Genomic DNA, 2,379 nt, shown 5'->3' with positions numbered 1-2,379 from the left:
CGCCCGGCGCCATCCCCGGCGGGATGCCGGGAGCCATGCCCGGCCGGACGCCCGGCGGTCCCGGCGGGCAGCGGCCCCCGACGCCGCCCGGCGGGGATCAGCCCGGACGCGGGCCGCGCACCGGATCGGGCCGGTCCGGCGGGGGCGCCGACGACCGGATGATCTCCTACCTGCGGCGCAACCAGCGCGGCGCGACCTGGCTCGTCGCCGTCCCCAGCGCCCAGGAGGCGTCCTCGCTCATCCTGCGGACCGGGCGCCCCGTCATCGCCATGGGCGGATTCACCGGCGCCGACCCCGCCATGACCGTCGGCAAGCTCCAGCGGTACGTGCGGGAGGGCAGGCTCCGCTACGTCCTGCTCGGCGGCCGCACGGGCCCCGGCGGCGGCGCGGCCTCCGGCGTCACCGCCTGGATCCGGCAGAACGCCGCCCTCGTCGACGCGAGCGAATACGGCGGGACCGCCGGCACCGGAACCTCCGACGGCGGCGGCGCCCGGCTCTACAGGCTGCGCTGACCCGCACCGACCACGGCGAACACCACATCAACCCCACCGACCCCGACCCCGGCCCCGCAGGCCGCCCCGGACGGGACGACCCGGGGGCGGGGGACCGGGGGGCGGGGGACGCCTGCGCCCCGAGCGCCGCCGCCACCGCCGTGTGCCGCCTCGGCTCAGGATGACCGGCGTGGTGTAGTGGAGGGGAGCACGGCACCAGCGCCGAGGAGCAGGGAGTGAGCCGATGGCCGAGACGCTCGACGACACCGCCGTCGCGGAACGCCTGCGCGGGCTGCCCGCCTGGGCCCGGGACGGCGACGCCATCCGCAGGCAGGTCAAGGCGCCCTCGTTCCTGGCGGGGATCGACGTCGTCACCGACGTCGCACGCGCCGCCGAGGACGCCGACCACCACCCCGACATCGACATCCGCTGGCGCACCCTGACCTTCACGCTGTCCACGCACAGCGCCGGCGGCATCACCGCCAAGGACTTCGACCTCGCCGGCAAGATCGACGAGATCGCCGCCCGGCACGGCGCCGGGTAAGGGCCGCGGTGGCCGTCCAGGTGGCGGTGTGCGGGCCCGGCGAGTGCACCGAGACCGAATGGGACCTGGCCTATGAGACCGGGCGGCTGCTCGCCGGGCGCGGCGCCGTCGTGCTGTGCGGCGGGCTCGGCGGGGTGATGGCCGCCGCCGCGGCCGGCGCCCGCGCCGGCGGCGGTATCGCGGTCGGGGTGCTGCCCGCCGCCGACCGCGCCGCCGCCGGACCCGACCTCACCGTCGCCGTCCCCACCGGGCTCGGGCAGGCCCGCAACAACGTCATCGTCAACGCCGCCGACGCGCTCATCGCGGTCGGCGGGTCCTGGGGGACGCTGTCGGAGATCGCGCTGGCCATGCGCGCCGGGCGGATCCCCGTCGTGCAGATCGCCGGGTGGAGCGTCCACGACGCCGCCGGGCGGCCCGCCGGCGGCATCGTCCACGCCGACGGCCCGGCCGCCGCCGTCGCCGCGACCGGCCTGTGGGACTAGTGGGCGGAGTAGCCGCCGTCCACGAAGACCGACTGGCCGGTGACGTAGGCGGACGACGCCGACGCCAGGAACACCGCGGCGCCCGCGAAGTCCTCCGCCAGCCCGTTGCGGCCGACCATCGTCCGCTCGGCGAGCGCCTTCACCTTCGCCGGGTCCGCCGACAGCCGCGCGTTCAGCGGCGTCATCACGAACCCCGGCACCAGCGTGTTGGCGGTGACGCCGCGGCCCGACCACGCCTCGGCCTGCGACCGGGCCAGCGCGACCAGCCCCGCCTTGGACACCCCGTAGGCGCCGCTGGTCACCGACGCGCGGAACGCCTGCTGGGAGGCGATGTGGATCAGCCGCCCGAAGCCGCGCTCGGCCATCCCGGGCCCGAACCGCTGCCCCAGCAGGAACGGCGCGTCCAGGTTCACCGCCATCGTGGCGTCCCACACCTGCGGGCCGAGCTCGTCCATCGGCGGGCGCAGGTTGACCGCCGCCGCGTTGACCAGGATGTCGGGCTCCCCGAACGCCGCCGCGGCCTCGTCGGCGGCCTCGGCGACCGCGTCCCGCGACCCCAGGTCGGCGCTGACCCGCGCCGCCCGGCACCCGTGCCCCTCCAGCTCGGCGACGGTGGAGTCCAGCTCGGCCTCCCGCCGCGCGATCACCACGACGGACGCGCCGGCCCGGCCGAGCGCCACCGCGATCGCCCGGCCGATCCCGGAGCTGCCCCCGGTCACGACCGCGACCCGGCCCTCCAGCGAGAACAGCTCCGACAGGTACGGGACGGGGGACGGCCGGTCGCTCATGACGGCAGATTCTACGGTTCCGGCGGCGCGCCGGGCGGCGCCCCGCCCCGCGCCCGATCCGGCGTCTCGTCCTG

At 77.5% G+C, this 2,379-nt stretch carries 3 protein-coding genes and 1 pseudogene; 3 read left to right on the top strand and 1 reads right to left on the bottom strand.

Features of this window, described 5'->3' with window-relative positions; translation table 11 throughout:
* The 3 genes and pseudogenes from ACIWVC_RS26310 to ACIWVC_RS26300 all read left to right on the top strand — a co-directional run.
* Positions 1-512, top strand: a pseudogene (locus ACIWVC_RS26310) (glycosyl transferase family 39); the annotation flags it as partial.
* Positions 513-735: 223 nt separating this feature from the next.
* The gene (locus ACIWVC_RS26305; RefSeq protein ID WP_396454711.1) at positions 736-1,035 is read left to right on the top strand and encodes a 4a-hydroxytetrahydrobiopterin dehydratase; all 300 of its coding nucleotides are present in this window, start codon (positions 736-738) and stop codon (positions 1,033-1,035) included.
* Positions 1,036-1,043: 8 nt separating this feature from the next.
* Positions 1,044-1,517, top strand: coding sequence for a TIGR00725 family protein (locus ACIWVC_RS26300; protein WP_396454710.1), 474 nt, complete (start codon positions 1,044-1,046; stop codon positions 1,515-1,517).
* Here the strand turns inward: ACIWVC_RS26300 and ACIWVC_RS26295 are convergent.
* A complete protein-coding gene (locus ACIWVC_RS26295; protein WP_396454709.1) occupies positions 1,514-2,305 on the bottom strand; it encodes an SDR family NAD(P)-dependent oxidoreductase in 792 nt (263 codons plus the stop codon). The genes ACIWVC_RS26300 and ACIWVC_RS26295 overlap by 4 nt on opposite strands.
* Positions 2,306-2,379: the final 74 nt, after the last annotated feature.

This window comes from Actinomadura sp., from assembly GCF_044508335.1.
Lineage (GTDB): Bacteria > Actinomycetota > Actinomycetes > Streptosporangiales > Streptosporangiaceae > Spirillospora.
The sequence above is the reverse complement of the archived record's forward strand: the minus strand, read 5'-3'. Positions and strand labels throughout refer to the sequence as shown.

Bases quoted from the DNA above. Each gene is read 5' to 3' on its own strand.
- ACIWVC_RS26305 (WP_396454711.1), top strand. From the start codon at position 736: ATGGCCGAGACGCTCGACGACACCGCCGTCGCGGAACGCCTGCGCGGG.
- ACIWVC_RS26295 (WP_396454709.1), bottom strand. From the start codon at position 2,305: ATGAGCGACCGGCCGTCCCCCGTCCCGTACCTGTCGGAGCTGTTCTCG.